Source organism: Embleya sp. NPDC001921, from assembly GCF_053594475.1.
The window spans coordinates 22,911-48,557 of sequence record NZ_JBSFEO010000020.1 but is presented as its reverse complement, the minus strand read 5'-3'; the positions used below and the strand labels follow the sequence as shown (position 1 = coordinate 48,557).

The following is a 25,647-nucleotide window of genomic DNA, read 5'->3' as shown; positions in this document are numbered from 1 at the left end:
ATCCCCAGTGCGCGAACTCCTCGTCCACCTCGACCGATCGGCCGGCCGGCTCGGCGCCCAGGTGCAGACGGGCCTGCGCACCGCGATCCGCTCGGGTCGACTTCCGGCCGGCTTCCGGATGCCGTCCACCCGGGCGCTGGCGGAGAGCCTGGGCGTCTCCCGGGGCATGGTGGTCGAGGCGTACGAGCAACTGGTCGCCGAGGGCTATCTGACCTCGCGGCACGGGTCGGGCACCCGGGTCACCTCGGCGTGCACGGCGCCGCAACCGGCGGACGCGGGCGACGCGGGCCCGGCGATCCCGATCACCCACGATCTCAAGCCCGGCGTCCCCGACCTGTCCGCGTTTCCGCGCGCGGCGTGGTCGGCCGCGACCCGGCACGTGCTGCACACCGCCCCGCACACCGCGTTCGACTACCCCGGCCCGTCCGGCGCGGGCGAGTTGCGCGCCGCGTTGGCCGACTACCTGGGTCGGGTACGCGCCGCGCAGGCCCGGCCCGAGCACATCGTGGTGGTCAACGGCGTGGCCCAGGGCCTGTCCCTGGTCTCCCAGGCACTGCGCCGGCTCGGCCGGGACGTGCTCGCGGTGGAGGACCCCTCCAGCGACCGCCAGCGCGGCATCTTCACCACCCACGGCCTGACCGTCGCGTACGCGCGCACCGACGCCGAGGGCATCGACGTCGAGGCGCTGGCCCGCACCGGTGCCCGCGCGGTGCTGGTCACCCCGGCCCACCAGTACCCCACCGGCGTGGTGTTGTCCCCGCGCCGGCGCGCGGCCCTGGTCGCGTGGGCCCGCGCGCACGACGGGCTGATCGTGGAGGACGACTACGACGCCGAGTTCCGCTACGACCGCGACCCGGTCGGTTGCCTCCAGGGGCTGGCCCCGGACCGGGTGGTGCACCTGGGCTCGACCAGCAAGGCGCTCGCGCCGGGCATGCGACTGGGCTGGGCGGTGCTGCCGGCCCCGCTGATCGAGTGGATCCACGACCTCAAGACCAACGCCGACCTCGGCTCGGCCATGCTGCCCCAGTTGACCCTGGTCCGGATGCTGGCCACCGGTGCCTACGAGCGCCACCTGCGGGCGATGCGCGCGCACTACCGGATCCGGCGCGACGCGGTGGCCGAGGCCGTCGCCGAGCACCTGCCGGCCGCGCGAGTGCACGGCATCTCCGCCGGCATCCACCTGTGCGTCGAACTCCCGCCCGGATCGGACGAGTCGGCCACCGTGCGCCGGGCCCGCGAGCACGGTGTGCGGGTGGAACCGATGGCCGATCTGCGCGCGTTCGCGCCCGGCCCGCCCGCCGTGATCATCGGTTACGCCGGGCTCTCCCCCGACCGCCTGCGCGAAGCGGTCCGGCTGCTCGCCCGCTCCGTACTCCCGGCGAATGCACCCCCGGGCTAGATTTACCTCGTGGACAACAGCCCAGAGCGTCGCGCCCAGCCGCCCACCCCCGAGCTGCGGGCCTCCGACGCCGACCGCGACCGCTACGTGAACGTACTGCGGGACGCGCTCGCGGAAGGCCGCTTGACCGCCGACGAACACGCCGAGCGGGTGGACGCGGCGCTGGCCGCGAAGACGCTGCGCCAGCTCGAACCGCTGATCGCCGATCTCCCGGCACCGGCCCCGGTCGGCTACGAGCCCGCGGCGGCCAACTCGGTGCCGCCGCGCCCGGCCCGCTCGAACATGTTCGCGTTCTGGAGCAGTTCCACCCGCAAGGGCCGCTGGCGCGCGGGGGCGAAGCTGAACGCGGTCGCGGTGATGGGCGGTGTGGACATCGACCTCACCGACGCGGTGTTCGACGAACCCGAGTTGGTGATCAACGTCTTCACGCTCTGGGGTGGCATCGACATCCGGATCCCGGAGGGCGTCACGGTCCGCGACCACGGATTCGGCTTCATGGGCGGCTTCGAGGTGCACGAGCAGTACACCGACGACCCGCGCGCTCCGGTCGTGGTGATCAAGGGCATGGCGATCATGGGTGGCGTGGTGGTCAAGGCGAAGCGCCGCAAGGAGCAGCGCGCTCGCGAGCGCGACGGCGAACCCCGGCGCGAGATCGACCGCTTCCGCAAGGACACCGACTGACCCGCGACGTGCCGCGGCCCCCGCCCGCGTTCCGGGCGGAGGCCGCGTGCTCGATCCGGCGATCCCTCGATCTCGCGATGCCGCGATGCCGCGATGCCGCAAAAGCAGCGATCAGTAGGCGTCGTACGGGATCACCGTGTACGGCAGCGGCACCGAGGCGCCCGCCGTCCAGCGCTGCGCGGCCGAGGTGCCGACCGGCTGCTGGGTGATCGCGCCGTTGCCCGCCGGCGCGGTCGCGGCCAGACCGGAGACCCGGCTGACCAGTCGGCCGTCCGCGTCCACATCGAAGCGCAGGTTGTTCAGGTACACGCCCTGGGCCTCGTTGCAGCGCCAGATGCCCACCCCCGCGCCCGCCGCCGTGGCCCCACGGTTGTCCAGGCAGAACGCCGGGTCCTTGAGGCTGTGCACCTGACCCGTGGCGGGGTTGCGCCACCACTTCTGGTTGTCGTTGCCGGTGCAGTCCCAGGCCAGCACGGCCCGGCCGGCGGTCATCGTGCCGCCGTCCACGTCCAGGCACTTGGCGGTGCCCCCGGCCTTGAGTTCGGCGAAGCGCACCGACTGCGCGGGCTCCTTCACCCAGCGCTGCCCCGCCGATCCGTCGCATCCGGCCAGCACGAGCGCGGCGCCCAGGGTCGCTTCCGCCGCCGATGCCGCCGCGACGCACAACGACGGGGTGTCCGCGGGTCGCAGCGTGCCCGCGACCTCGACGAAGCGCTGGTTGCCGCCGCCGTTGCAGTTCCACAACACCAGCGCGGTGCCGGAGGTTCGGCCGCCACCGAGCGGATCCACACACCGGTCCTGGCTGAGCTCGGTGTGCAGCGACTGGTTCGCGGCGTCGTACCGGAAGCCCTGGTTGCGTCCGCCGTGGCAGGGCCACAGATTCACCGGGGTGTAATTGCGCGACGAGAAGCCGTACGTGTCGGCGCACAATCCGGTGCCCTCGTTGCGCAACTGCCGGAAGTCGGCACTGAGCACGCCCTGGTACAGCGTGACCGCTCCCGTGCTTGCCGAGTCCGCGCAGCTCGCCTGGTTCCACCCGGAGTTGTAGAGCTGGGTGAGGCAGGACGCGAAGGCCAGGTGGCCCCGGTCGTTGGGGTGGAAGCTCTGCCGGGTGGTGTTCTCGTCGAAGATGTCCGGGCCGGCGAACCACAGCCCGCGAGCCCAGGTGTTGTCGGTGCAGACCTCGTGGCCGTGGAACAGCCGCGAGTTGTCCAGGTAGGTCACGCCGGTGTTCGCCGCGGCCTGCCGCTCGGCCCGCTCGAAGATCGGCACCGCCTCGTTCCGCCCCCACGCCGCGTCGCGCAGGTAGCCCACACAACCGCCGCGGTACCAGCCCGGGAAGTCGGGGTTGTCCTCGACGTCCGGGGCGATCGGCGAGGGATAGCCCATCAGCACCAGCTTGTAGTCGCCGCTCTGGTAGCCGGCGTCCGCCATGGTGGTCTTCAGATCGCGGACGGTCTGCTCGACCTTGGGCCGCATCGCGTCCGCCCGCGCCTGCCAGCCGGGCTGGTAGGTGCCGTAGCACTCGCCCTGGAAGAACACCCGCCTGGTCACGCAGTCGGTCATGGTCGGGCCGAACTGGATGTCGTCGTTGGCGCCGGCCACCAGCAGGATCAGCCGTACGCGCGTGTTGCGCGCCTTGATCGCCAGGCTGTCCGACTGCACGAGTTCGTCGGCGTACTGCTTGGTGCCGCCGATCCGGATGTTGACCGTGGACGCTCCCGAACACGCGACGTTGTACGTCACGTCGGCCGGGATCCCGGTCCGGTGGATGGCCGCGTCCGGCGACCGATGGCACCAGTTGTCCGGACCGTCGGTGCCGGGTTCGTACACGCCGATACCCTCGCCGGCGATCTCGCTGTCGCCGAGCGAGATCAGCGAGGTCTTGCGCTCGGCCAACGGCTTGATCCCGGGGCTCCCGTACAGCGCCTGGGCCTCGGCCTGCCGGATCGCCTCCAGTTGGGGGGACAACGCGGCGGCCACCGGGGCCGCCGGCGCCGCGCCGGCCGATCCGCCCGCCGTCAGGCCGCCGGTGAGACCCATCAGGGTCGCCATCAGCGCCACCGGTAGGACCTTGTCGCGCACACGCTCGAATGTGGACATGCACCCTCGCCTTCGTGGCATGGAAGGAACACGCACGAGCCACCCAAAGGGGACTTGGGCTCTGTGGAGCGAGAGCAAGCTACCGGTGGGTAGAGGGGAAATGAAGGCATGTAGGTGACAAACCCGCCCGTGCCGGCGGGCCGCCGGCGCGGGTCCGGGCCGGTCGAACCGGTTGCCCTATCGTGGAGGAACGGCGGGACCGGCCGTTCGCACGCACTTCACAGGTGGTTCCCATCAGCACTCGTACGCCGACGTTGTCGCAGCTCAGGGCCTTCTCCGCGGTCGCCGACTACCTGCACTTCCGGGACGCCGCCGCCGCGGTGGGCACCAGTCAGCCCGCGCTCTCGGGCGCGATCGCCGCGCTGGAGGAGGCGCTGGGCACCCAACTGGTGGAGCGCACCACGCGCCGCGTCCTGCTCACGCCGGCCGGCGAGCGGGTCGCGCGGCACACCCGGCGGGTGCTGGACGCGCTCGCCGACCTGGTCGACGAGGCGGAGTCCGCCCGACGCCCGTTCACCGGGCCGCTGCACCTGGGCGTGATCCCCACGGTCGCGCCGTACGTACTGCCGGCGCTGCTGCGGCTGGTCCGCGAGGAGTATCCGGACCTGCGGTTGTACGTGCACGAGGAGCAGACCGGTTCGCTCCTGGACGGCCTCACCAGCGGTCGGCTCGACCTGCTGCTGCTCGCGCTGCCCTCGGGCATCTCGGGCGTCGAGGAGATCCCGCTCTACGAGGAGGACTTCACCCTGATCGTGCCCGAGGGGCACGAGTTGGCGAACCGCGCGGACGTGCCGCGGGCCGCGCTGCGCGGGCTGGACGTGCTGCTGTTGGACGAGGGCCACTGCCTGCGCGACCAGGCGCTGGACGTGTGCCGCGAGGTGGGCGCGGGCGAGGCGGGCGCGACCCGCGCGGCGAGCCTGCCCACCCTGGTGCAGTTGGTCGCGGGCGGCCTGGGCGTCACCCTGCTGCCGCAGACCGCGATCGACGTGGAGACCCGGCCGGGCTCACAGCTCGCCGTCTCCCGGTTCGCCGCGCCGGCCCCGTACCGCACCATCGGCCTGGTGATGCGCTCCAGCACGGGACGGGGCGAGGAGTTCGCCGACCTGGCGATCGCACTGCGCCGCGCGGTCGGCGGGTTGCCGGTGCGCGTGGTGGCGGGGTAGACGATCAGCGCGCGGGTGGGTGCGCTCCGGCGGTGGTGCGGGACGAGGAGTCCGCGCGACCGTGGGTCCCGGCCGCCTGTCGCGTCACGGTTCGGTCGTCAGCCGCTCACCTGGATCAGCGCATGTGTGCCGCTGGTGCGCCAGGCCTGCCCGCTCGCTTCCAAGGCGGTCGACGTGGCGGTGTCGAGGCCGACCACCACGTCCGACTTGAGGGTGCGCAGGGCGGCCGTGGGGCCGGGGAAGTGGGCGACCCGCTCGGCGAACGGCGTGGTGGCCGGCCAGAGCCGGTCGCCCACGAGGCGGCGGTAGTTGAGGTCGCCCTTGAGGATGGTGACGGTGGCCTTCGCAAGGTCCCGGCGCAGGTCGTCGGGCATCGCGTCATACGGGAGAGGCGCGCAGAAGAACGCGTGGGCGCCCACCGCGAGTCGACCGGTGCCCAGCGCCGACCACAGGCGGCTGCCGATCTCGCGGGCGCGGCCGGGTGCGGTCCGCAGGCGGTCCAGCGCGGCCAGGAAGTCGGCGGTGGTGGCGTCGGAGACGAAGTACGGATGCGGCTTGAGGTGGAGCACGGCCTCGGCGGCCCGCCCCGTGTGCAACAGGTGGTCGAGCAGCACCAGGTCCGGAATCAACTCGCGGCCGGCGTTGTCCGCGATCAGGTGCACCTCGGCCGCGCCGCCGATCGGGAGCAGGGACCACAGCCGGCCGCCGTCGTCGGCGATCAGGGGCGACCGGGCGCGGTCGTCGGCCGAGGAGGAGATGCGAAAGCCCAGGTCGGCCCGGTTCCCCCACAACGCGCCGTGCAGGAGCGCGTCGCCCGACTCCGCGCCGGGGCCGTCGAGCGCGGCCAACTCCTCGTCCACCACCTCGCCGCGCAACTCGTCGCGCTTGAACGGCGCGAACGGGTCGACCCCGCGCCACGGCCCGTCCTCGAAGTAGCCCGTCGCCGCGAGCAGTCGGCGATAGAAGTAGCTCTCCGCCCACAGGAACGGCACGTCGAACCACGAGCGGCCCAGGTGGGCGGCATCCCACATGCCACCGTCGTGCGCTTCGGGCCCCAGCGGCGTGATCACCCCGTCGGTGATCTCGTCGAGCAGCGCGTCCAGCGCCCGCCCCCGCTCCGGCGGCCAGGGGAACGCCTCCCGCACCCGCGCGATCAGCGCCGGATGCCGCTCCGCGAGCACCGACCGCGCGAACGATCCCGGCTCGCGGCCCGTGATCACCGGAGTCGAAGCAGCCGTCACGACACGATGTCCTTGCGTCCGAAGTGCCGGAAGGCCAGGGCCAGGAAGACCACCGCGTACGCGACCGAGACCGCGCCGCCCTTGATCATGCCGTCCCATTGCGGGTCGGTCTGGAGCACGTCGACCCACGCGAACTGCCAGTGCGTGGGCAGGTAGTCCCGCCACGAGCCGAGCGCCGTCACCGCGTCCACGATGTTGGAGACCACCACCAGCCCGACCGCGCCGCCCACCGCGCCCAGCGGCGCGTCGGTGACCGTGGACAGCCAGAACGCGATGCCCATCACCACCAGTTGCGCCACCACGCCGTACACGACCACGACCGACATCCGCGCGAGCGCCTCGCCGGTGGGCAGCGAGGCCCCCACCGGCAGGTCCAGCGGACCCCAGCCGAACGCGATCGTGCCCGCGATCATCGCCATCAGCGGCAGCAGCACCAGGGCCAGCACGCTGTAGCCCAGAGCGACCACCAGCTTGACCCGCAGCAGCCGCGCCCGCGGCACCGGCGCCGCCAGCAGATATCGCAGCGAGGACCAACTCGCCTCGCTGGCCACGGTGTCGCCGCAGAACAGGGCCACCGCCACGACCAGCAGGAAGCCGGTCGAGACGAACAGCGTGAACGCGGTGAAGTTGAGCGCGCTCTTGGTAGCCACGTCCACCAGCGTGGGCACCGCGTCCGCCGACGGATCGCCGCCGATCTTGAACGCGGCGACCAGGATCCACGGCAGCGCGAGCAGCAGCCCGATCATGAACAACGTGCGCCGGCGCCGGAATTGACGCACGGTCTCCACCCACACGGGCAGCGTGTGCCGAGGCCGGTAACCGTGCGCGTGCGCCGCGCCCGGGACCGGGTGCGCGCCCTCGTCGGTCGGCAGGTCGGGGAGCGTACGGGTCATCAGGACTCCCCAATGAGCGTCAGGAACGCGTCTTCCAGGCGGCGGCGCGCGGTCACCCGGTCCACCGCGACGCCCGCGCCGACCAGTTCGGCCACCAGGACGGAGGCCTGCGCGCCCGCGAGATGCACGAGCACACCACCCTCCTCGGGCTCCACCGAGCCGACGCCCGGCAGATCCTTCAGCGTCGCGATCGCCAGGTCCGGGACGGGTGTCCCGATCACCAGCGTGTTGCCGTTGCCGACGATCTCCTCGACCGGACCGGAGGCGATCAGCCGGCCCCGGTGCATCACCACGACGTGCGTACAGGTCTGTTCGACCTCGGCCAGCAGGTGGCTGGAGACCACCACGGTGCGGCCGGTGGCCGCGTAGCCGATCAGCACGTCGCGCATCGCCCGGATCTGCGGCGGATCGAGCCCGTTGGTGGGTTCGTCCAGCACGAGCAGGTCCGGCAGGCCGAGCATCGCCTGCGCGATCGCCAGCCGCTGCCGCATGCCCTGCGAATAGGTGCGCACATTGCGATCCAGCGCCTCGCCCAGACCGGCGATCTCCAGCGCCTCGTCGAAGTGCGCGTCGGCGTGCGGGCGGCCGGTGGCGCGCCAGTACAGCGACAGGTTCTCCCGCCCGGACAGGTGCGGCAGGAAGCCGGGACCCTCGACGAACGAGCCGAGCCGGGACAACACCGGCGCCCCGGGGACGACCACCCGGCCGAAGATCCTTATCTCGCCGCCGTCCGGAAGGATCAGCCCCATCAACATCCGCAGCGTCGTGGTCTTGCCCGCGCCGTTGGGCCCGAGCAGGCCGAGCACCTGGCCCGCCTCCACGTGGAAGGACAGGTCGTCGACGGCGAGCTTGCCGCCCTTGTAGCGCTTGGTCAGCCCGTGGATCCGCAGCGGCACCTCGGCCAACGCCGGGTCCGGGGCCTTGGCGACGGCCCGCCGCCGCCCGGTGAGCAACAGCGCACCCGCGACGAGTACGGCGATCAGCGGCAGGCCCCACGTCCACCACGGGTAGCCGGTCGCGGCCACGTGCAGTTGCGGCACCGACGGCACGGTCAGCGGACCGGCGAGCGCGACCCGGTAGTTCGCGGGCGCGTTCGGCGACGCGAAGCCCAGGTCGGTCGCGGTGAGCACCAGGCGCAACCGGTGACCCGAGTCGACCTGGTGGTCGATCGCGGGCAGCCGGATCTCCACATCCCGCCCGGCCGCGGCGCCGGTCACCCGGATCGGCGCCGCGAGCTGGTGCGGCAGCACGGTGCCGCCGCTGGGCGCGACGTCGTAGAGCTTGGCGAACAACACGATGTCGTCCGCGCCCGAGACCCGTACGCGTGCCGTCGGCGAGCCGGTGATCCAGGTGCTCTGGTCGAAGCGATCGCTCTGGAAGAACGCGCTCTGCCCCGGAAGGTCGAACGCGATCCCGCCCAGATCGCCCGCGCTCGACGCGAGCGCGCCCAGGCTGCCGGCGCCGGCCAGCGCCCCGAGCCCGGGCAGCCCGGACACCGAGGTCGGCGCACCCCCCGGCGGATTGGCCACGGTCTGCTCCGGCCCGGCCAGCGCGACCGCACGCTGCCGGGTGCCGTCGAGGCCGGGATAGCGGTCGGTGTCGGCGATCCGCAGCCGTTGCTCACGCGTGGCGCTGTCCACGCCGCCCGAGCGGGTCACCCGAAACGACCCGGCGGCGGTCGGCGTACCGGCCTTCGGCGCGGCCTGCGCCGGCTTCAGCCACCGGTCGAACCAGCCGGTGACACGATCGTGCACCATCGCGCTCTGCGGCCGCCCGCCGTCGTGCCCGCCGGCCGTCCACACCATCTCCACCGGCGCGCCGTTGCGCGCGATCGCGGCGGCGTTGCGGTCGGCCTGGTCGAGCGGGAACAGCGAGTCGTTCTGGCCCTGGATCAGCAGCGTGGGCACCGCGATCCGGTCCGCCACGGACGCCGGACTGGCCCGGCGGAGCAGGTCGACGGCCTGCGGCGTGGACTTCCCGCCGACGGCCACCTCGCGGTAGATGGCGCACACCCGCTCGGCGAACCTCCCGCAGCCGGTGTTCGCGTCCATCGGGGCCAGGCCGCCCAGCGGGCTGGTCCCGGACGAGAAGAACAGCCCGGCCCACATCTTCTTGAACACCCCGTCGGCGGGCCCGCCGCCCGCCGCGTTCGGCAACAGCGCGCCGGCGAGGTCGTGCCAGGTGATCTGCGGCGCGATCGCGTCCACCCGCGGGTCGTGGGCCGCGGCCAGCAGCGCGAGCGCGCCGCCGTAGGAGGCGCCCGCGATGCCCACCCGCGGGTCGCCCGGTCCGTCCAGGCGCACCTCGGGCCGGGCGGCCAGCCAGTCGATCAGCGCCCGTGCGTCGGCCACCTCGTAGTCCGGCTGGTCCAGCATGATCTGCCCGGCCGAGGCGCCGAAGCCGCGCGCCGAGTAGGTCAGCACCACGTACCCCGAACGGGCCAACGCCTCCGCGTCCCGGCGCAACTCGGCCTTGCTGCCCCCGAATCCGTGCGCGAGCAGCACGGCGGGCGCGCGCTCGCGCACTCCCGGCGGCAGGAACAAGGTCGTGTCGATGCCGATCCTGGCCGGATCGCCCGGCCCGGCGGCGACGTCCAGGCGCTGCTCGCTGCTGCGCACCGGTGTCGCCGCGTCGTCCCCGACGAGGGTGCCGACGCCCACGACCGCGATGATCACCACCACCAGGGCGAGGACACCGGCCAGGACACGGGATCGACGCGTGGTCAACCGCGAACGGGCGACGGCGAAGGGGCGGCCGAATGCCGTCCGGAGGCTCATGCGCCGACCCTACGTGGTGCGACCTCGCAGGTCGGGCACAAGGCCCCCGGTCGAACAACCCCCCGACCCGGCCGTGACACACCGCGCCCTCGGGTTCACACGACCGGACGCGTGCGGCGGCTTTGGCCGGGCGCCCGCCGGGGGACGTCCGTACAGTCGATCGCGGAGGTCAATTGTGCGCCTTGCCCTTTTCGTCACGTGCTTCAACGACACGCTCTTTCCGGAGACCGGCAAGTCCGTGGTCCGGGTGCTGCGGCGCCTCGGACACGAGGTGGAGTTCCCGTACGGCCAGGTGTGCTGCGGGCAGATGCACTTCAACGCGGGGTACCGCGCGGACGCGGTGCCGCTGGTGCGGTCCTTCGTGGACGCCTTCGAGGGCTACGACGCGGTGATCGTGCCGTCCGGGTCGTGCACCGCGATGGTGCGCGAGTACCACGCGAGCGTGGCCCGGGAGGCGGGCGGCACGCTGCCGGCGGGCGCCACGCGGGTGGCGGCCAAGGTGTACGAGTTCAGCGAGTTCCTGGTCGACGTGCTCGGGGTGACCGACGTGGGCGCCTACTTCCCGCACAGCGTCGCGTACCACCCCACCTGCCACTCGCTGCGCCTGCTGCGGGTGGGCGACCGGCCGACCCGGCTGTTGCGCGCGGTGCGCGGCCTGACCCTGGTGGACCTGCCGCGGGCGGACGAGTGTTGCGGGTTCGGCGGCACGTTCGCGGTCAAGAACGCGGAAACCTCGGCGGCGATGGGCGACGACAAGGTGACCGCCGTGCTGGAATCGGGCGCCCAGGTGTTGTGCGCGGGAGACAACTCGTGCCTGACCCACATCGGCGGGCTCGCCTCGCGGCAACACGCGGGCATCCGGGTACTGCACCTCGCGGACATCCTGGCGCACACCGCGGCGCTGCCGGACGTGCCGCCGTACGGGCCGTCGGGCACCGAGTCCGGGTTCGACGCGGCGCGGGCCCTGGGACCGGAGGTGACGCGATGACCGCGCCCGTACGCCGGGAACCGACGTTCGTCGGGATGCCGCCCTTCCCCGAGGCCGCGCGCGCCGAGTTGGCGAACGACGTGCAGCGGGCGAACCTGCGCGAGGCCACGCACACCATCCGGACCCGGCGCGACGAGGCGGTGGCGGAACTGCCGGACTGGGAACTGCTCCGGCGTGCCGGCGAGGCGATCAAGGACGACGTGCTGGCCCGGCTGCCCGCCCACCTCGAACGTCTGGAGGTGTCGGTCCGCGCGGCGGGCGGCGTCGTGCACTGGGCCCGGGACGCGGCCGAGGCCAACGCGATCGTGGTGGAGATCGTCCGGGCCAAGGGCGTGGACGAGGTGGTCAAGGTCAAGTCGATGGCCACCGAGGAGATCGAGCTGAACAACGCGCTGGCCCAGGCGGGCATCCACGCGTGGGAGACCGACCTGGCCCAGCTCGTCGTGCAGCTCGGCGAGGACCTGCCGTCGCACCTCCTGGTGCCCGCGATCCACCGCAACCGGGCCGAGATCCGGGAGATCTTCGTCCGCGAGATGGGCAGGGTGGGCCGGCCCGCGCCCGAGCGGCTGAGCGACGAGCCGGGTGCGCTGGCCACCGCCGCGCGCCGGCATCTGCGGGAGAAGTTCCTGCGGGCCGAGGTCGCGGTCTCCGGCGGCAACTTCGCGATCGCCGACACCGGCACGGTGTGCGTGGTCGAGTCGGAGGGCAACGGGCGGATGTGCCTGACCCTGCCGCGGACGCTGATCACCGTGCTGGGTGTGGAGAAGTTGTTGCCCACGTGGGGCGATCTGGAGGTGTTCCTGCAACTGCTCCCGCGCAGTTCGACCGGTGAGCGGATGAACCCGTACACCTCGATGTGGACCGGGGTGACGCCCGGCGACGGGCCGCGGGACTTCCACCTGATCCTGCTCGACAACGGCCGCTCGGACGTGCTGGCCGACCCGGTGGGTCGGCAGGCGCTGCGCTGCATCCGGTGCTCGGCCTGCCTGAACGTGTGCCCGGTGTACGAGCGCACCGGGGGGCACGCGTACGGCTCGGTGTATCCCGGGCCGATCGGCGCGATCCTGACCCCGCAGTTGCGCGGGATCGCCAGGCACCGGGTGGACGCGCAGACCGCGTCGTTGCCGTTCGCGTCCTCGCTGTGCGGCGCGTGCTTCGACGCCTGTCCGGTGCGGATCGACATCCCCGAGGTGCTCGTGCACCTTCGTGCACAGGTTGTGGACGGCGGGCGCGGTCCGCACGACCGGGCCGAGGACGCCGGCATGAAGGCCGTGCGGTGGACCTTCGAGAAGCCGTGGCGGATCGGCTTCGCGCAGCACGTGGCCGGCGTCGGCGCGCGGTTCACCAGGCACGGGGTGATCGGTCGGGTCCCGCTGCCGAAGCGGTTCACCGGCCCGGTCGGTGCGTGGTTCGCCGAACGGGACGCGCCCGCGCCGCCGCCCGAGTCGTTCCGGGCCTGGCACAAGCGCACCGACGGTGGTCTGGAGGAATGACGGTGGAGCGATACGAGGCGGACCGCGAGGCCCGTACGGTGATCCTGGACCGGTTGCGCACCGCCCTGGACGACCGGCCCAAGCCGCCGCCGGTGCGTCGGGCGTATCGGCGCGAGCGTCCGGCGGGCCTGGACGTGGTCGGCCGGTTCGCCGAGCGGGTCGCCGACTACGAGGCCCGCGTGCTGCGCGTGCACGACACCCGCGACCTGCTGCTGGGCGCGAGCGAACTGCTGCGCCAGGCGGGCGTGACCCGGCTGGTGGTGCCCCGCGGGAGGCGGCTCTCCTGGCTGGCCCGGCTCGGCGTGGAACTGGTGGTGGATTCGCCCGAGCTCGGTCGGGACACGCTCGGCGAGATCGACGCGGTGGCCACCGGATGCGCGCTCGCCATCGCCGAGACCGGCACCATCGTCCTGGACACCGGCCCGGACCAGGGTCGCCGGGTGCTCACCCTGCTGCCCGACTACCACCTGTGCGTGGTGCGCGCGGACCAGATCGTGGGCACCGTGCCGGAGGCGATCGCCCGGCTGGACCCGCGCCGGCCGCAGACCTGGATCTCCGGCCCTTCGGCGACCAGCGACATCGAACTCCGGCGGGTGGAGGGCGTGCACGGGCCGCGCACGTTGCACGTCCTGGTGATCGGGTAGCCACCCGTCGGGACACCCCGTCAGGAACAAGGTCGGGCCGACGAGCCGTTGTGGCCTTGGAACGCTTTCTAGGAGGCCGCAGCGATGTCCGAGGCAGCACCGACCGCAGATCCGACCGGCGAATACCGGATCGAGCACGACTCGATGGGCGAGGTACGGGTGCCCGCCGCCGCCAAGTGGCGCGCGCAGACCCAGCGCGCCGTCGAGAACTTCCCGATCTCCGGGCAGCGGCTGGAGCCCGCGCACGTGGAGGCGCTGGCCCGGATCAAGGGCGCGGCGGCACGGGTCAACGCCGAACTCGGCGTGCTGGACAAGGACGTCGCGGAGGCGATCGAGCAGGCCGCGGCCGAGGTCGTGACCGGCCGGTGGGCCGACCAGTTCCCGGTGGACGTGTTCCAGACCGGCTCGGGCACCTCCTCGAACATGAACATGAACGAGGTGCTCGCCACCCTGGCGACCGAGCGACTGGGTCGGGACGTACACCCCAACGACCACGTCAACGCGTCCCAGTCGTCCAACGACGTGTTCCCCTCCTCGATCCACATCGCGGCGGCGATAGCGGTCACCCACGCGCTGATTCCCTCGCTCGACCACCTGGCGTCCACGCTGGAGTCGAAGGCGACCGAGTTCGCCGACGTGGTCAAGTCCGGTCGCACGCACCTGATGGACGCGACACCGGTGACTTTGGGGCAGGAGTTCGGCGGGTACGCGGCGCAGGTGCGCTACGGCGTCGAGCGGTTGCAGGCGAGCCTGCCGCGGGTGGTCGAACTGCCGCTGGGCGGCACCGCGGTGGGCACCGGCATCAACACCCCGCCGGGGTTCTCGGCGCGGGTGATCGCGGAGATCGCCGCCTCCACCGGACTGGCGTTCACCGAGGCGCGCGACCACTTCGAGGCGCAGGGCGCGCGCGACGCACTGGTCGAGCTGTCCGGCCAGTTGCGCACCATCGCGGTCGGCCTGAACAAGATCGTCAACGACCTGCGCTGGATGGGTTCGGGACCGCGCACCGGGCTCGCCGAGATCCGGCTGCCGGATCTGCAGCCGGGCAGCTCGATCATGCCGGGCAAGGTCAATCCGGTGATCCCGGAGGCGGTCGGCCAGGTGGTCGCGCAGGTGATCGGCAACGACGCGGCGGTGGCCTTCGGCGGCGCGGCGGGCAACTTCGAGCTCAACGTGATGTTGCCGGTGATCGCCCGCAACCTGCTCGAGTCGATCCGGCTGCTGGGCAACGTGAGCCGGGTGCTGGCCGATCGCACGGTGGCCGGCGTCGAGGCCGACGTGGAGCGCATGCGCGAGTACGCCGAGTCGTCGCCGTCGGTGGTCACCCCGCTGAACCGCTTCCTGGGCTACGAGGAGGCGGCGCGGATCGCCAAGCAGTCGCTGGCCGAGCGCAAGACGATCCGGCAGGTGGTGATCGAGCGCGGGCACGTGCGCGAGGGGCGGCTGACCGAGGCCGAACTCGACGCGGCGCTGGACGTGCTCGGGATGACCCGACCGTGACGCCACGCGTCGCGCGACGCACACACGGCGATGGGTGTGCACGCCCGCACCCGTGATGTTCTTCGCATGATGACCCACCCGTAACATGACTCACGGTCAGGTGTCACGGGCGCTGGGTAAATCAAGGTCATGTCCAACATCCTGCGCATACACGAGCACTTCGAGGATCCCCGTCACGCGCCCGGCACCTGGTCTCCCGGCGACCAGGTGTTGTGGCGCTATCTGCGCGGCGATCAGGTCCTGGACTGTCGTCCGGTGACCGTCGTCCGCGACGACCCGGACCAGCTCGCCGTCTGGCTGGCCGGCGGCACTTCACGGGTCAAGCCGATGTTGCCGGACGGATCCGATATCCGCACGGCCCCGATCGAACGCAGATTCCGACTCGGCCGGATCCCCTCGATCGTCGAGTGGACCGGGACGGGGGTGCTGATGCTGGCCCGGCCCGGTGAACCGTGGTCGGTCTGGCTGTTCTGGCAGGCCGACTGGCGCTTCTCCGGCTGGTACGTCAACCTCGAACGCCCGCGCACCCGGTGGGCCGGCGGCGTGGACACCGAGGACCACGTGCTGGACGTGTGGGTCACCCCGGACCGGCGCTGGGAGTACAAGGACCAGGACGAACTGGCCGCCTCCCGGGAGGCGGGTCGGCTCACCGACGAGCAGGTCGCTGCGATCGAGGCGGAGGGCCGGGCCGCCGTCGAGGCGATCCGGGCCTGGGGCGCGCCGTTCGACCAGGGGTGGGAGAACTGGCGCCCGGACCCGGCCTGGCCGCTGCCGCAACTCCCGGACGACTGGGCGGACAACGTCCGCATCGCCTAGCCGAACACCACGCTCGGGCCCGACTCCGGTCGGGCCCGATTTCTTTTTTCGCATTCGCGCGGATCCGGCTGCAACCCTTTCGCCCGTCGGCTGCTCTGAACGGGGTGACACCAAGGGGGCGGAGATGCCGACGGCGGGACAGCGGGATTTCGAGGAGTACGCGCGAGCGCGCCAACACCAGCTCTATCGCACCGCGTACCTGTTGTGCGGCGACGCCGACCGGGCCCAGGACCTGGCCCAGACCACGTTGGCCAAGCTGTTTCGGCACTGGAGGCGGGCGAGCCGCGCGGAGAACCTGGACGCGTATGCCAAGACCGTGCTCAGCCGCACCTTCCTGAGCGAGCAGCGCGGCCGGCGGCGCGAACACGCGGCGCACGAACTGGCGTCCGAGACGCGAGAGGTCGAAGGGCACCCGGATCTGCGGCTGACCCTGCTCGCGGCACTGGCGACGCTGCCGCCCAAGCCGCGCGTGATGGTCATCCTGCGCTACTGGGAGGACCTGAGCGTGGAGACCGTCGCCGCGCTGTTGCGCTGCAGCACCGGCAACGTGAAGAGCCAGTGCGCCCGTTCGATGGCCAAGCTCCGGGCCGAACTCGGAGACCTCCACCTGTACGCGACGGAAAGCTGAGGGATCGCCATGCCGCGTCAAGACGGTACGCACGGTACGGATCGGGAGTTTCGGATGGTGCTGGATCGAGCCACGGCGGAGCTGCCTCCGCTGCCCGACCTGGTCCCGGGCGCGGTGCGCCGGGGCCGTCGGCTCCGGCTGCGCTCCCGCGCGGTGATGGGCGCGGTGGGCCTGGGTTCGGTCGCCGCGATCGCCGCGCCGACCCTGCTGCTCGCGCCGTGGGCCGGCACCGACACGACCCGGGCGGGCGGTTCGCGGTCCGGCGAGTTGCCGTTGATTCCGGCGAACTGGCCCACGGACCAGCCGCTGGCCGCGCCGACGACGGCGTATCCGACGGTGCACGTGCCGCCGACGGAGAAGGGCAGGGTCAAGGAACCCACTCGGGCCGAGGCCGAACTGCGCTACGCCTTCAAGCAGAAGCTCGCGGACGTGCTCACCGGGTTGTTGCCCGCGGACGCGGGCCGGATGGTGATTCCGGACGACGGCGTGCACTCCTACCGGCTGGTCTCGGGCGACAAGACGTACAACATCACCGTCCGGGTCGACCCGCCGATCGGCCCGGCCGGGGCCACGGCGCAGGCCCGGCCGGGCGACGGCCCCTGGTTGGCCGGAAACAGGCCGTGTGCCGAGCGGGCGCCGCAGAACCCGCCGCTTCCATGCGCCGAGGGGCGGCTGCCGGACGGGAGCGTGGTCTCGGTGGGTCACATCGCGACCGTCAAGGGCGGCGAATCCGGGGAGAAGGCAGCGGACGCGGCCCCGTCCACCCCGATCGCGCACTTCGAATATCACGGTGCCCAGGTGATGTTCACGCTGTTCCGGGACGAGCGCACCGACTCGGCGCCGCCGGTGGGCAACGAGCAGGTGCTCCGGGTGGTCACCGATCCGACCTTCCTGGAGGCCGTCGACTTCTGGCGCACCCACCCGATGTGAGACCGCGCGGGCGGGTCCCGTCCGGCCCGTCCGGACCGCCGCGCTGGGGAGTGGCGGCCGGGAAGTCGGCGAAGGAGCGGCCCGGGCGGCCGATGATCTTCCGCACGGTGTCCTCGACCGGGCTGTTCACGCCGTCGCGGATGCGCCGGAAGAGCGATCCGATCACCGGGACCGGGGCAGCGGGTGGACCCGTGCCGGCGAGGACTTCGGCCGTCTCCGCCGGCGCGGGTGCCCGTGCTGTCGGTCAGCGCACCAGGGGCAGGAAGATCGTGTCGACGATCTCTTCGAGGACGTGGTCGGGCACGGAAACGAAGGTGGTCAGGATCTCGTGGCGCAGCAGGTCGAAGGGGAGGGACTTGACGCGCTCGGTGAGGCGTTCCGGCTTGATCTCGCCGCGCTCGACGGCGCGGTCGAAGAGTACGTCCACGGCGTCCTGCCGCCCCGTCCCCAGGAGGTCGCTCGGGCTGGTGCCGGTCTCCCGGTGATAGTTGGCCAGATGCGCGCTCATGACGGTGGCGAATTCGACGCGGGTGGCGTTGATCTCCCGCATGAGGGTGAGGACGTCCTCCCGCAGGCTCCCCGTGTCGGGGACGTCGAGGCGACTCTCCTCCAAGGCGTGCACGATGGCCGCCCGGACCAGATCGTCACGGTCGGACCAGCGGCGATAGAGCACGGGAGGACTGGTGCCCGCGCGCCGGACGACGGCGTCCATGGTGAAGCCGGCGTAGCCGTTGTCGGTGAGCTCCGCCCAGGCCGCGTCGAGAAGCGCCTTCTCCAGTGCCGCCCCGCGGCGCCGCTCGGCCATCGACATCTCCCTTAGATAGACTTGCCTATCTTATCTCGGCGCCTTATCGTCGGACGCGTAAGATAGGACTCTATATCTTAGGTGGTCGTCCGTGCGTGCTCCCCGAGAACCCGAAGCCGAAGCCGCGCCCACGGCGTCGGACCCCGACCGGGTGGACCCCGCCGTGTGGCGCATGGCGTTCACCCTCATCGTGGGCGCCCTCGCCGTGGTCTTCGACACCACCGTCGTCAGCGTCGCCCTCAACGACCTGGCGAGCGAACTCGACGCCCCGCTGTCCACGATCCAGTGGGTGAGCACCGGCTACCTGCTGGCCATGTTCGCCACCATGCCGATCGCCGGATGGGCCCAGTCCCGCCTGGGCGGCAAACGCCTGTGGATCGCGGCCCTGGGCATATTCCTGCTCGGCTCGCTCCTGTGCGCGCTCGCCTGGAACGCGGCCGCCCTGATCGCCTTCCGCGTCGTCCAGGGCGTCGGCGGCGGCATCATGATGCCGCTCATGATCACGCTGATCATGCAGGCCGCCAAGGGCCGCAACATCGGCAGGGTGATGGCCGCCGTCACCCTGCCCGCCTCGCTCGGCCCGATCCTGGGCCCGGTCCTGGGCGGCCTCATCCTGCATCTGGCCGACTGGCGTTGGCTGTTCCTGGTCAACGTCCCCTTCTGTGCCGTCGGCGCCTGGCTCGCCCGGCGCAACCTGCCCGAGGACCGACCCGCCCTCGACAGCCCCCGGGCCCGGCTCGACGTGATCGGCCTGTTCCTGCTCTCCCCCGGCGTCGCCGCGGTCGTCTACGGCCTCTCCCGGGTCGAGGGCAGCGCGGGCGTCGCCGCCGCGGAGGTCCTCGTCCCGCTGATCGGCGGACTCGCCCTGGTCGGCGGCTTCACCGCCTGGGCGCTGACCCGCACCACCACCGGCGCCCTGGTCGACCTGCGGCTCTTCCGGCATCGCGCGCTCGCCTCCGCCGCCGGCCTCGGCTTCCTGGCCGGCATCACCCTGTACGGGGCGATGCTGCTGCTGCCGCTGTACTTCCAGCAGGTCCGCGGCCAGGACGCCCTCGGCGCCGGACTGCTGCTCATCCCGCAGGGCGTCGGCGTGCTCTGCTCACGCACCCTGGCCGGCACGTACACCGACCGCCTCGGCTCCCGCCGGGTCGCCCTCGTCGGATTCGCCGTCGCCGCCGCGGCCACCGTGCCGTTCACCGCGGTCACCGCCGACACCGGCGAAGTCCTGCTCATGGCAGCCCTGTTCGTCCGCGGCGTCGGCCTGGGCGCCGCGACGATCGCACTCACCGGCGCCGCCTACGTCGGCCTGGCACATCGGGAGATCCCCGACGCCGGCATCATCACCCGCGTCTCCCAGCAGGTCGGCGGCTCGCTGGGCACCGCCGCCGTCGCCGTCGTCCTCCAGCACACCACCGCCGGCGCGCACACCCCGGGCGCCGTGGCCGACGGCTTCGGCGTCGCCTTCGGGTGGTCGGTGGCCTTCACCGCCATCGCCGTCCCGCTGTGCCTCCTCCTGCCCGGCCGGCCCACTCCGGCAGCGGACAGCCACCCGTCGAAGACGCGAGCACATGCGCGCTGATCGAAGCGCGGGTCCCGGGTCCCGGTGAACACATACGTCATTCGGCGAACAGTCGTCGGCGCCCGAAGCCCGTACACCCCACGACACGCGCCCTTTCGAACCGGAAGCGGCCAGGAGGGCCCGTCACGCCCCCCGATCCACACGGTTTGGGTCAGGTCGGCAGCCACAGTGAGCCCGAACTCGGACTGGTCGGGCGAACCGACCTCCTGCCACACGGTGAGCCCATCCTCCACCTGATCCCACAACCGAAGCGGGCCATGCTGATGGACGAGGCGGCCGCCGCCGGCTTCCTCGGTCCCAGCCTGCGACCAGGTAGCGACATCCCAAAGGATCAAACCCTCCGCCGAAGCCGTGGCCATGCCCGGTTCGCCGTAGTGCCGCCGCCCCCGTCACCACGCGTAATCCATCCCGTCACCCACTCGGCGCACACGACGCAGGCCCGCCCGACCCCGCCCCGCCGATCGCAAGATCATCCCAATGTCACGATTCGGTGTTCGACGGATCGGCGCGTATGCTCCTCCTCCGCCGCCCACGGTGACCTCCGATCGGCGGTCGAACGCGCGAGCGTGTGCGTCGAGCTGGGCGTTTCCCGCCGCACACGCACTGATAGGTGATCACGATCAATGGTTGAGGCATTGCTTATTTCATCTATCAATTTGGCCGTGGCATCGTGATCACCGTACGTCCGACCGGGCGGGTGAACCTGCCTGTCCGGCCCCTTCGCGGAGGAGATCCAGTGCTTACTGTCGGTAACCAGTTCCCCGAGTACGACCTCACCGGCGTCGTGTCGCTGGAGGCGGACAAGGCCTTCGAGCAGATCACCAACAAGTCCTACGACGGCAAGTGGCGCGTGGTGTTCTTCTGGCCGAAGGACTTCACGTTCGTGTGTCCGACCGAGATCGCCGCGTTCGGCCGCCTCAACGAGGACTTCCAGGACCGCGACGCGCAGCTGCTCGGCGTATCCGTGGATTCCGAGTTCGTGCACCTGGCCTGGCGCAAGGACCACCCGGACCTGACCGACCTGCCCTTCCCGATGTTGTCCGACCTCAAGCGCGAGCTGTCCTCGGCCGCCGGCGTGCTCAACGCCGACGGTGTCGCGGACCGCGCGGTCTTCATCATCGACCCGAACAACGAGATCCAGTTCGTCATGGTCACCGCCGGCTCGGTGGGCCGTAACCCCGACGAGGTCCTGCGGGTCCTCGACGCGCTGCAGACCGACGAGCTGTGCCCGTGCAACTGGCAGAAGGGCGGCGAGACCCTCGACGCCGCCAAGCTGATGGACGCCTGATCCATGGGTCTCGACGTCCTGAAGGCCGCTCTGCCCGAATACGCCAAGGACCTCAAGCTCAACCTGGGTTCGGTCGTCGGCAACTCGAAGCTCGCCGAGCAGACGCTGTGGGGCACCGTCCTCGCCTGCGCCATCGCCACGCGCAGCCCGAAGGTGCTCGCCGAACTCGAACCCGAGGCCAAGAGCCGACTGTCCGAGGAGGCGTTCACCGCCGCCAAGGCCGCTGCCGCGATCATGGCGATGAACAACGTCTACTACCGCTCGATGCACCTCATCGGCGACCCGGAGTACAGCAACCTCCGTGCCGGGCTGCGGATGAACGTGATGGCCAACCCGGGTGCCCCGAAGGCCGACTTCGAGCTGTGGTCGCTGGCCGTCTCGGCGATCAACGGCTGCGGCCGGTGCCTGGAGTCGCACGAGCAGGTCCTGCGCAAGGAGGGCGTGCCCCGCGAGACGATCCAGGAGGCGATCAAGATCGCCGCCGTGATCCACGCGGTCGGTGTGACGCTGGAGACCGACCAGGGCTGAGCACGCCCTGATCGCCCGCCGGCGAACACGCCACGGCAGCACGCCACGGCACCACGACACCGCACCACCACGAGAGCCCGTCCCCACCCCGGGGGCGGGCTCTCGTGCGTTCCCGTCCCCGCCGCGCGCTCATCGCCTCGCGCGCGACCTGGACACCGGACGAGAGCGAATCACCCACCGCGAACGGGTCACCCACAAGGCACCCGTCGCCCACCACAGCCGGGTCAGCCCGCGCAGCCGAGTCACCCGCCGAAGCCGAACGGGCCCAGGCCCGGAGCCGGGCCCGAGACCGGGCCCGGACAGCCCGTACCGCGCGCTCACGCCGCCCCCATCCCCACCAGCGCGACCTCCCGGTACAGGCCCACCGCGTCCCGGACCCCCATCCCGCGATAGATCCGACTTCCGGTCGAGATCGCCGTGCGCAGCACACGCTGGGTGAACACCGGGTCCAGGTCCGGGTGGAAGTCGCCGGAGCGGATGCCGGCGGACAGCGCCCGGGTCCAGGTGTCCGAGACCTTCGCGCGCTGCGCGGCCAGGCGGCTCGCGGGCAACTCGTCGCCGCGCACCTCGTTTATCGCCAGCACGGTGGACACGCCGTGGCACGCGTGCGCTTCCACGGTCCGCCCGATCAGTCCGGCCAATCGCTCCACCGGCGTCGGCTGCGCGGCCGCGTCCTTGTCGAACGCGGTGCGCAGGTCGCCGAGGAACTCGCCGAGCAGTTCGGCCAGCAACTGCTCCTTGGAACCGATGTGATGGGCGAGGCTGCCGACCGGTACGCCGGCCAGGTCGGCGATCCGGCGCACCGTGGTGCCCGCGTACCCGTCCTGTTCGAAGAGCAGGTTCGAGGCGATCCGGATCCGGGTGCGCGCGTCGGTCCGGCGCGGCACCCGGGCCATCCGGCGCTCGGCCTCGACCCTGGCGTCCTCGACGGGGCCGACCCGACGCAGCGTCGGCACCGTGTAGCGGGCCGGGCCGAGCAGATTGCAGATCCGCTGCGAGGCGTAGCGCCCGGGCCGCACGATGCCGCGCACGAACACGTCCACGAGACGTCCTGCGGCCGCGTCCGGGTCGTAGCGCCCGCTCGGCCGGTACCACTGGGCCATCCCCCACACCGCCGATTGCAGCATCAGCGACAGCAGCACGGGGTGCAGGTCCCGACGCAGGCTGCCGTCCTCGATGCCCCGGCGCAGCACCCGGCCCCACAGGATGGACGCCTCGGCGGTGCGATCGGAGAGCCAGACGAAGCCCTCGCTGCGGGAGAGTCGGCGCGACTCGCCGACCACCACGATCGCCGCGTCGGGGCTGTTGCCGATCACTTCGAGGCTGTCCCGAAGCAGGCCGCGCAGCGTCGCGATGGGGTCGTCACCGCGCTCGACGGTGGCCCGCTGGCGGCTCATGATGTCGGCGAAGAAGGTGTCGAGCACTTCGAGCAACATCGCTTCCTTGGACGGGAAGTGGTGGTACAGGCTGCCGGAGAGCATGTCGGCGGACTCGGCGATCTGGCGGACGGTGGTGGCCCCGTAGCCCCGCTTGGCGAACAGCGCACAGGCGTGTCTGATGATCTCCGCGCGTCGATCCGCTCGCGGCCTGATGTGACGCTCCGCACCCGCTCGATCGCTCAACACGTGCCAAGCGTAGTACGCCTGGGAATCCCATGCGGAATCTCACGTTCCGGTAGTCCCCCTCGGCCCCACCGGTCCCAACGAACCCACCCGACGCAAGGGCACGGGGCGATCCGGCGCGGAGCGGGGGCGTCCGGAGCGGGGCGAGCCGGCGGTCGGGAGAATCCCAGGTTCCGGGAGGATCGGGAGCCCCGGCCGCCTCGATCATATCCTTGACTTAGTCATACACCTGGGGCAGGGTGAGACCAGGCTGGATCAATGCGTCGCCACCCGTGGCCCGGCCCCGAGGACCGGCCACTCAGGACTCGCTAGGAGCGACCTCATGGGCAACCCCGTCATCGTCGAAGCCGTGCGCACGCCCATCGGCAAGCGCAACGGCCGGCTCGCCGGTCTGCACCCGGTGCAGCTACTCGCCGCCGCCCAGCGCGGGTTGATCGAACGGGCCGGGATCGACGCCGAACTCGTCGACCAGGTGATCGGCGGCTGCGTCACCCAGGCCGGCGAGCAGTCGGGCGACATCGTCAAGCACGCGTGGCTGTACGCCGGACTGCCGACCCGCACCGGCGGCACCACGATCGACTGCCAGTGCGGATCGGCCCAGCAGTCGGTGCACCTGATCGCCGGGTTGATCGCGACCGGCGCCATCGACGCGGGAGTTGTCTGCGGCATCGAGTCGATGAGCCGCAACCCGCTGGGGCACACCGCCAAGCCCGGCCAGAAGTCCAAGCCGGAGGACTGGGCGATCGACCTGCCCGACCAGTTCACCGCCGCCGAGCGGATCGCCCGCAACCGGGGCATCACCCGCGCCGACGTGGACGCCCTCGGCGTGCGCTCACAGGCCAACGCCAAGCGCGCGTGGGACGAGGGCCGGTTCACGTCGCAGGTGATCACGATCGAGGCCCCCGTACTGGACGCCGAGGGCAAGCCCACCGGTGAGACCGTCCTGGTCGACCGCGACCAGGGCCTGCGGGACACCACGATCGAGAGCCTGACCAAGCTCAAGCCGGTGCTGCCGGACGGCATCCACACCGCGGGCAACTCGTCGCAGATCTCCGACGGCGCCGCCGCGCTGCTGATCATGGACGAGGACAAGGCCCGCGCGCTGGGCCTGCGTCCGCGCGCGCGGATCGTCGCCCAGGCGATGGTCGGCGCGGACCCGCACTACCACCTGGACGGTCCCAACGACGCGACCGAGCGGCTGTTCGCCCGCTCCGGGATGTCGATGTCCGACATCGACCTGTTCGAGGTCAACGAGGCTTTCGCGTCCGTCGTCCTGTCCTGGGCCCAGGTGCAGAAGGCCGACCTGGACAAGGTCAACGTCAACGGCGGCGCGATCGCCCTCGGCCACCCGGTCGGCTCCACCGGCGGCCGGCTGCTGACCACCGCGCTCCACGAACTCGAGCGCACCGACAAGCAGTTCGCGCTGGTGACGATGTGCGCGGGCGGCGCCAACGCGTCCGGCACGATCATCGAGCGGATCTGAGGCCCGGTCGACACCGGACACGACCGAGCCCCGCGCGCCTGACGGCGTGCGGGGCTCGATCCGAACTCATGGGCGAGTCGCTCGACTCGCGGCCCACTCAGTACCAGTGGTGGGACTGCCAGAACGTCCACGCCTGGCACGGGCTGCCATAGCGCTCGTTCATGTAGCTCAGACCCCACTTGATCTGCGTCGCGGGGTTGGTCCGCCAGTCGGAGCCGGCCGAGGCGTACTTGCTCGCGGGCAGCGCCTGCATCAGGCCGTACGCGCCGGACGACTTGTTCGTCGCGTCGACCCGCCAGCCGCTCTCCTTGGTGACGATGTTGCTGAAGCACGTATACGCGCTCGCGCTCATCATCGACTTGGCGATCGCCTGGGCATCGGCGGCGGACGCCGACACCTTCTCCACCGCGCCGCGGTTCTCCGAACGCGCCGCGCGCTCCTGGGCGGCCTTGCGGTCGGCCTCGGCCTTGTCGGCCGCGGCCTTGTCCGCCGCCGCCTTCTCGGCCGCGGCCTTCTCCGCGGCGGCCTTCTCGGCGGCGTCGCGCTCGGCCTTGACCCGGGCGGCCTCCTCGGCCTGGACACGCTGCGCCTCGTCGTAGGCGGCGGTCTGCGCGTCGGCCTGGTGGGTGATACCCGTGCTCAGTTGCTGCGCCTGGGGGGCGGCAGGAACCTCGAGAAGCTTCGTCGTGCTCGCTTCGTCTACCGTCTGGGCGTCGGCGGACGCGGAAACGCCCGTGCCACTGAATCCGACGACGGCGCCAACGGCCGTGACAGCGGTGGCGGATGCCACGGCTATCCCCCGAACCGAGATCCGGCTCACACACGTTCCTTCCGGCAGGCGCGCACCGCGAGCGAAGCGGCGAACGAATCCAACCCCCGGTCTTCCCACACTCCCGAAGGGAGTGCTTCGGCCCCTGCGCCGAGTGGTTCACCCGGCGCCTGCGTGGGCGGCGTACAGCAGGTCATGTGTTGAGTTGTCGGGCACAGCCGTACGCGGGGGTCTTACAAGTCCAGCAGCCTGCCTCAGCCAAACATTCGGAAGCAATTTCCCGGGACGTGGCGAACATCACAACTCCCGGAACGGCC

General features: G+C 71.8%; 21 protein-coding genes. 14 read left to right on the top strand and 7 right to left on the bottom strand.

From position 1 onward, the window contains the following. Positions 1 to 7: 7 nt before the first annotated feature. On the top strand, positions 8 to 1,399 hold the full coding sequence (pdxR, locus tag ACWCPW_RS23470) for a MocR-like pyridoxine biosynthesis transcription factor PdxR (protein ID WP_449763565.1): 1,392 nt from the start codon (positions 8 to 10) through the stop codon (positions 1,397 to 1,399). Between the two features lie 9 nt (positions 1,400 to 1,408). Then, positions 1,409 to 2,080 (top strand): DUF1707 SHOCT-like domain-containing protein, encoded by a 672-nt coding sequence (locus ACWCPW_RS23465; protein ID WP_449763564.1) that lies wholly within the window; start codon positions 1,409 to 1,411, stop codon positions 2,078 to 2,080. A 111-nt stretch (positions 2,081 to 2,191) separates the two neighbouring features. On the opposite strand, the gene ACWCPW_RS23460 is transcribed toward ACWCPW_RS23465, so the two are convergent. Next, positions 2,192 to 4,183, bottom strand: coding sequence for a ricin-type beta-trefoil lectin domain protein (locus ACWCPW_RS23460; RefSeq protein ID WP_449763563.1), 1,992 nt, complete (start codon positions 4,181 to 4,183; stop codon positions 2,192 to 2,194). A gap of 224 nt (positions 4,184 to 4,407) precedes the next feature. Here ACWCPW_RS23460 and ACWCPW_RS23455 point away from each other — a divergent pair, with 224 nt between their 5' ends. Continuing rightward, a complete protein-coding gene (locus ACWCPW_RS23455; RefSeq protein WP_395870393.1) occupies positions 4,408 to 5,346 on the top strand; it encodes a hydrogen peroxide-inducible genes activator in 939 nt (312 codons plus the stop codon). Between the two features lie 98 nt (positions 5,347 to 5,444). On the opposite strand, the gene ACWCPW_RS23450 is transcribed toward ACWCPW_RS23455, so the two are convergent. Genes ACWCPW_RS23450 through ACWCPW_RS23440 form a run of 3 tightly spaced genes read right to left on the bottom strand, consistent with a single transcriptional unit; the run spans position 5,445 to position 10,257 of the window. After that, positions 5,445 to 6,587 (bottom strand): damage-control phosphatase ARMT1 family protein, encoded by a 1,143-nt coding sequence (locus ACWCPW_RS23450; protein WP_449763562.1) that lies wholly within the window; start codon positions 6,585 to 6,587, stop codon positions 5,445 to 5,447. Beyond that, on the bottom strand, positions 6,584 to 7,480 hold the full coding sequence (locus ACWCPW_RS23445) for an ABC transporter permease (RefSeq protein ID WP_449763561.1): 897 nt from the start codon (positions 7,478 to 7,480) through the stop codon (positions 6,584 to 6,586). The genes ACWCPW_RS23450 and ACWCPW_RS23445 overlap by 4 nt, the downstream gene beginning before the upstream one ends. Next, complete coding sequence (locus ACWCPW_RS23440; protein WP_449763560.1) at positions 7,480 to 10,257, bottom strand: alpha/beta fold hydrolase; 2,778 nt, start codon at positions 10,255 to 10,257, stop codon at positions 7,480 to 7,482. Before ACWCPW_RS23440 ends, ACWCPW_RS23445 begins: the two co-directional genes overlap by 1 nt. A 175-nt stretch (positions 10,258 to 10,432) precedes the next feature. On the opposite strand from ACWCPW_RS23440, the gene ACWCPW_RS23435 reads away from it, so the two are divergent. The 7 genes from ACWCPW_RS23435 to ACWCPW_RS23405 all read left to right on the top strand — a co-directional run bounded on the left by ACWCPW_RS23435 (position 10,433) and on the right by ACWCPW_RS23405 (position 17,256). Continuing rightward, on the top strand, positions 10,433 to 11,245 hold the full coding sequence (locus ACWCPW_RS23435) for a (Fe-S)-binding protein (RefSeq protein ID WP_449763559.1): 813 nt from the start codon (positions 10,433 to 10,435) through the stop codon (positions 11,243 to 11,245). Continuing rightward, the gene (locus ACWCPW_RS23430) at positions 11,242 to 12,738 is read left to right on the top strand and encodes a lactate utilization protein B (protein ID WP_449763558.1); all 1,497 of its coding nucleotides are present in this window, start codon (positions 11,242 to 11,244) and stop codon (positions 12,736 to 12,738) included. Before ACWCPW_RS23435 ends, ACWCPW_RS23430 begins: the two co-directional genes overlap by 4 nt. Further along, positions 12,735 to 13,382 carry a LutC/YkgG family protein gene (locus tag ACWCPW_RS23425; RefSeq protein ID WP_449763557.1) on the top strand — a complete coding sequence of 216 codons (648 nt, stop codon included), beginning with the start codon at positions 12,735 to 12,737 and terminating at the stop codon, positions 13,380 to 13,382. Before ACWCPW_RS23430 ends, ACWCPW_RS23425 begins: the two co-directional genes overlap by 4 nt. 84 nt (positions 13,383 to 13,466) lie before the next feature. Continuing rightward, positions 13,467 to 14,882, top strand: a complete 1,416-nt coding sequence (locus ACWCPW_RS23420; protein WP_449763556.1) for a class II fumarate hydratase — start codon at positions 13,467 to 13,469, stop codon at positions 14,880 to 14,882. A gap of 129 nt (positions 14,883 to 15,011) precedes the next feature. Further along, complete coding sequence (locus ACWCPW_RS23415; protein WP_449763555.1) at positions 15,012 to 15,698, top strand: DUF402 domain-containing protein; 687 nt, start codon at positions 15,012 to 15,014, stop codon at positions 15,696 to 15,698. Positions 15,699 to 15,822: 124 nt separating this feature from the next. Continuing rightward, positions 15,823 to 16,326 (top strand): SigE family RNA polymerase sigma factor, encoded by a 504-nt coding sequence (locus ACWCPW_RS23410; protein WP_449763554.1) that lies wholly within the window; start codon positions 15,823 to 15,825, stop codon positions 16,324 to 16,326. 54 nt (positions 16,327 to 16,380) lie between these two features. Beyond that, entirely contained in the window at positions 16,381 to 17,256 is an 876-nt protein-coding gene (locus ACWCPW_RS23405; protein WP_449763553.1) for a hypothetical protein, read from the top strand. 244 nt (positions 17,257 to 17,500) lie between these two features. On the opposite strand, the gene ACWCPW_RS23400 is transcribed toward ACWCPW_RS23405, so the two are convergent. Further along, a complete protein-coding gene (locus ACWCPW_RS23400) occupies positions 17,501 to 18,061 on the bottom strand; it encodes a TetR/AcrR family transcriptional regulator (protein WP_449763552.1) in 561 nt (186 codons plus the stop codon). A 91-nt stretch (positions 18,062 to 18,152) separates the two neighbouring features. On the opposite strand from ACWCPW_RS23400, the gene ACWCPW_RS23395 reads away from it, so the two are divergent. The 3 genes from ACWCPW_RS23395 to ACWCPW_RS23385 all read left to right on the top strand — a co-directional run bounded on the left by ACWCPW_RS23395 (position 18,153) and on the right by ACWCPW_RS23385 (position 21,456). Beyond that, complete coding sequence (locus tag ACWCPW_RS23395) at positions 18,153 to 19,640, top strand: MDR family MFS transporter (RefSeq protein ID WP_449763551.1); 1,488 nt, start codon at positions 18,153 to 18,155, stop codon at positions 19,638 to 19,640. Positions 19,641 to 20,376: 736 nt separating this feature from the next. Further along, positions 20,377 to 20,928: a peroxiredoxin gene (locus tag ACWCPW_RS23390; RefSeq protein ID WP_078976832.1), complete on the top strand. Its 552-nt coding sequence runs from the start codon at positions 20,377 to 20,379 to the stop codon at positions 20,926 to 20,928. Positions 20,929 to 20,931: 3 nt separating this feature from the next. Then, positions 20,932 to 21,456, top strand: coding sequence for an alkyl hydroperoxide reductase (locus ACWCPW_RS23385; RefSeq protein WP_449763550.1), 525 nt, complete (start codon positions 20,932 to 20,934; stop codon positions 21,454 to 21,456). Between the two features lie 317 nt (positions 21,457 to 21,773). On the opposite strand, the gene ACWCPW_RS23380 is transcribed toward ACWCPW_RS23385, so the two are convergent. After that, entirely contained in the window at positions 21,774 to 23,081 is a 1,308-nt protein-coding gene (locus ACWCPW_RS23380; RefSeq protein ID WP_449763549.1) for a TetR/AcrR family transcriptional regulator, read from the bottom strand. Positions 23,082 to 23,400: 319 nt separating this feature from the next. Between ACWCPW_RS23380 and ACWCPW_RS23375 the strand changes: the two genes are divergently transcribed. Continuing rightward, positions 23,401 to 24,561, top strand: a complete 1,161-nt coding sequence (locus ACWCPW_RS23375; RefSeq protein WP_449763548.1) for a steroid 3-ketoacyl-CoA thiolase — start codon at positions 23,401 to 23,403, stop codon at positions 24,559 to 24,561. A gap of 97 nt (positions 24,562 to 24,658) precedes the next feature. Here ACWCPW_RS23375 and ACWCPW_RS23370 read toward each other — a convergent pair whose 3' ends face one another. Then, on the bottom strand, positions 24,659 to 25,381 hold the full coding sequence (locus ACWCPW_RS23370; RefSeq protein ID WP_449763547.1) for an aggregation-promoting factor C-terminal-like domain-containing protein: 723 nt from the start codon (positions 25,379 to 25,381) through the stop codon (positions 24,659 to 24,661). Between the last annotated feature and the right edge of the window lie 266 nt (positions 25,382 to 25,647).